This is a genomic window from Microbacterium sp., assembly GCF_035554235.1.
Lineage (GTDB): Bacteria > Actinomycetota > Actinomycetes > Actinomycetales > Microbacteriaceae > Microbacterium.
Genome location: NZ_DATMIO010000178.1, coordinates 1 through 3,956 on the forward strand (window position 1 = coordinate 1; position 3,956 = coordinate 3,956).

The 3,956-nt window shown below is 70.4% G+C and carries 2 protein-coding genes; both read left to right on the plus strand.

All coding sequences use genetic code 11. The features are described from left to right. Positions 1 to 1,019, plus strand: a 1,019-nt coding sequence (pheS, locus tag VNT50_RS09350) for a phenylalanine--tRNA ligase subunit alpha (protein ID WP_325484846.1), incomplete at its 5' end; no start/stop codon positions are given. Next, the gene (gene pheT, locus VNT50_RS09355; RefSeq protein ID WP_325484847.1) at positions 1,019 to 3,583 is read left to right on the plus strand and encodes a phenylalanine--tRNA ligase subunit beta; all 2,565 of its coding nucleotides are present in this window, start codon (positions 1,019 to 1,021) and stop codon (positions 3,581 to 3,583) included. The genes pheS and pheT, both read left to right, overlap by 1 nt. Positions 3,584 to 3,956 lie beyond the last annotated feature (373 nt).

The following is a 3,956-nucleotide window of genomic DNA, read 5'->3' on the forward strand; positions in this document are numbered from 1 at the left end:
CACCCGAAGCGGTGGATGCCGCCGTCCAGGCCGCGCTCGCCGCGGTGGCCGCAGCATCCGATTCCGCCGCGCTCAAGGGCGCGCGGTCCGCCCACGCGGGAGAGTCGTCGCCGCTCGCGGCGCTCAACGCACGCCTGCGCGATGTCGCCCCCGAGAACAAGGCTGCGTTCGGCAAGCTCGTCGGGCAGGCACGCGGCCGGGTAAACCAGGCGATCGCGGCACGCGAGGTCGAGCTCGTCGAGGCCGAGACCGCCGCTCGGCTCGAGGCGGAGCGGATCGATGTCACGGCGCTCCCCACTCGCGCCCGCGTCGGCGCGCGGCATCCCCTCACCCTCCTGCAGGAGCAGATCAGCGACATCTTCGTCGGCATGGGGTGGGAGATCGCCGAAGGCCCCGAGCTTGAGCACGAGTGGTACAACTTCGACGCGCTGAACTTCGACGCCGACCACCCGGCGCGTCAGATGCAGGACACCTTCTTCGTCGACCCGGCCGATCGGCACCTCGTGATGCGCACGCACACCAGCCCCGTGCAGGTGCGCTCCCTGCTCGAGCGCGATCTTCCGGTGTACGTCCTGTGCCCGGGCCGCGTGTACCGCACCGACGAGTTCGATGCGACGCACCTGCCCGTCTTCAGCCAGTTCGAGGGCATCGTCGTCGACAAGGGCATCACGATGGCGCACCTCAAGGGCACCCTCGACCACGCCGCTCGCGTGCTCTTCGGCCCCGAGGCCAAGACGCGCTTCCGCGCCAACTTCTTCCCGTTCACCGAACCGAGCGCCGAGCTCGACCTGTGGCACCCGACCTTCAAGGGCGGCGCGCGCTGGATCGAGTGGGGCGGCTGCGGAATGATCAACCCGAACGTGCTCCGCGCGGCGGGCATCGACCCGGAGGAGTACTCCGGCTTCGCGTTCGGCATGGGCATCGAGCGGACCCTGATGTTCCGCTCCGACGTGCAGGACATGCGCGACATGGCAGAGGGCGACATCCGCTTCTCGCAGCAGTTCGGGATGGTGGTGTGATGCGCGTCCCGCTTTCATGGCTGCGTGAGTACGTGGATGTTCCCGTGCAGGCGACCCCCGAGGACGTGCTGGCGGCGCTCGTATCGGTCGGCTTCGAAGAAGAGGATGTCCACCGGTTCGAGCTCCGCGGCCCGATCGTCGTCGGCGAAGTCGTCGAGTTCGTCGAGGAGCCGCAGTCGAACGGCAAGACGATCCGCTGGTGCCAAGTGCGCGTCGCGCCGGACGGTGAGACCGCGGCCGATGGCGCTTCGACAGGCTCAGGGACCGATGCCGCTGCAAGCGGCGGCCCCATCAGGGGAATCGTCTGCGGCGCCCGCAACTTCTTCGAAGGCGACAAGGTCGTCGTGACGCTGCCCGGAGCCGTGCTGCCCGGGCCGTTCCCGATCGCGGCCCGCAAGACCTACGGACACGTCTCCGACGGCATGATCGCCTCGGCCCAGGAACTGGGGCTCGGCAGCGAGCACTCCGGCATCCTGCGTCTGGTCGAACTCGGCATCGACGCGCCGGTCGGCACCGACGCGATCGCCCTCCTCGGGCTCGACGATGTCGCCGTCGAGATCAATGTGACGCCCGACCGCGGCTACGCCCTGTCGATCCGAGGCGTTGCGCGCGAATACGCCCACGCGACCGGCGCGGCGTTCCGCGACCCGGCGGACGGCGCTCCCCAATGGAGCGCGTCGGGCTTCCCGCTCGCGATCCTCGACGAGGCCCCCATCCGCGGGCGCGTCGGCGCGACGGGCTTCGCCGTACGGGCGGTTCACGACGTGGATGCCTCGCGCCCGACGCCGGTGTGGATGATCACGCGCCTCGCCTTGGCCGGCATCCGTTCCATCTCGATCCTCGTCGACATCACCAACTATGTGATGCTCGAGCTCGGAAACCCCATCCACGGGTATGACCTCGACAAGCTCACGGGCGGCATCACCGTGCGCCGGGCGCGCCAGGGCGAGAAGCTCGAGACCCTCGACGGCCAGGTGCGCGTGCTCGACCCCGAAGACCTGCTGATCACCGATGGCTCGGGCCCGATCGGGCTCGCCGGCGTGATGGGCGGCGGCACCACCGAGATGGGCGCGGGCACTCGTAACGTCCTCGTCGAGGCGGCCACGTTCGACCCGATCTCGATCGCGCGTACCGCACGTCGTCACAAGCTTCCGTCCGAGGCGTCGCGGCGCTTCGAGCGCGGAGTCGACCCTCTCGTCGCCGTCGCGGCGGCGGAGCGCGTCGTACAGCTCATGGTGGAGTACGCCGGCGGAACGGCGTCCGAGGTCGGGGCGATGATCGTGGAGCCGTTCGTCGCTCCCGAGATCGTGCTGCCCGCGGGTTTCGTCCCCGGCCTGATCGGCGTCGATTACTCGGACTCCGAGGTGCGCGGTTCGCTGGAGCTGATCGGATGCCGCGTGCTCGACGTGCCCGAAGGCGGGGTCGTCACCCCGCCGAGCTGGCGCCCCGACCTCACCGACAAATGGACCCTCGCCGAAGAGGTCGCCCGCATCAACGGGTACGGTCGCATCCCGTCCGTACTGCCGAGCCCGCCCGCTGGGCGCGGTCTGACCCCGGCCCAGCAGGGACGCCGCCGCGTGTCGAACGCGCTCGCCGCGGCCGGCTACGTCGAGACTCCCTCGTTCCCCTTCACGACCGAGGAGCACAACGACCTTCACGGGTCTGCGTCCGGTGAGCACGTGCCCAGCGTGAAGCTCGCGAATCCGCTCGACGGCCAGGCGCCGTACCTGCGGCGCTCGCTCGTGCCGGGACTGCTGCAGACCGCGCACCGCAACGTGGCCCGAGGCCTCACCGATCTCGCGCTGTTCGAGACCGGCACGGTGTTCCTGCCGGAGCCGGCCGTCGTCTACGGAACGGATTCGGTGCCTCCTCTGGCCGTGCGCCCGGATGCCTCGACCCTCACCGCGCTCGACGCGTCGATCCCGCCCCAGCGCCGCTTCGTCGCTGTGCTCCTGGCGGGCAGCACGGTCGCCAAGCAGCCCGGCGTCGCCGCAGCGACCGCAGACCTCGCCGACGTGCTCGACGCCGTGCGCACCATCGCGGCGGCCGCCGGCGTCGAGGTCTCCGTCTCCCAAGGCCAGCGCGCGGCGCTGCACCCGGGCCGCACCGCCGTCCTGTCCGTGGGTTCCGGCGCCCCGACGGCGGTCGGCTACGCGGGAGAATTGCTGCCGGCCGTGGCTGAGGCATCCGATCTCCCCGGCCGCGTGATCGTCGCCGAGCTCGACCTCGATCTGATCATCTCGCTGGCGGGGGAGAAGGTCGTGGCGGCGTCGCTGTCGGGCTTCCCTGCAGCCACGCAGGACGTGTCGCTGGTCGTGCCCGCGGATGTCGCGGCCGCCGACCTGCGCGCCGCCCTGGTGGAGGGTGCCGGCGACCTCCTGGAGTCGGTCCGGCTCGTGGACGACTACCGCGGCGCCGGTGTGCCGGACGGTTCGAAGAGCATGACTTTCGCGTTGCGCTTCCGCGCCCCCGACCGCACGCTCACCGCGGCGGAGGCGACGGAGTCGAAGCTCGCGGGCGTCGCGGTGGCCTCCGACCGTTTCGGCGCGACGCTCCGCGAGTAGGCCCGTCGCGACGGCGGCGTACGTGGCGACTCGTGAGCTGTCTTGCCGTTCAGCTGTCTCGCTGTCTCGCCGTCTCGCGTTCAGCTGTCTAGCTGCGTTGCTGTAGCGCCGGCCCCGGCGTGTCGGCGAGGCGCATCTGTTCCCGATTTACGTACTCAAGTCTGCGTGTACACAAGCGCAGACTTGAGTACGGGTGCTGCCGGGGTGCTCAAGTCTGTGTGTGCCTAAGCGCAGACTTGAGTACGCAAATCTTGAACAGCTGAGCGCCCGCGACACGCCGACACCGCGGAGCGACGGCAGCGCAGGACGAGTGCCGATGGGCGCCGGTCCAAGCTTCGGTCTCCGAGGTCGACGGGCAGCCGCTTCGACGGTC

Coding starts and splice junctions, on each gene's coding strand:
- pheT (WP_325484847.1), top strand. CDS start 1,019: ATGCGCGTCCCGCTTTCATGGCTGCGTGAGTACGTGGATGTTCCCGTG.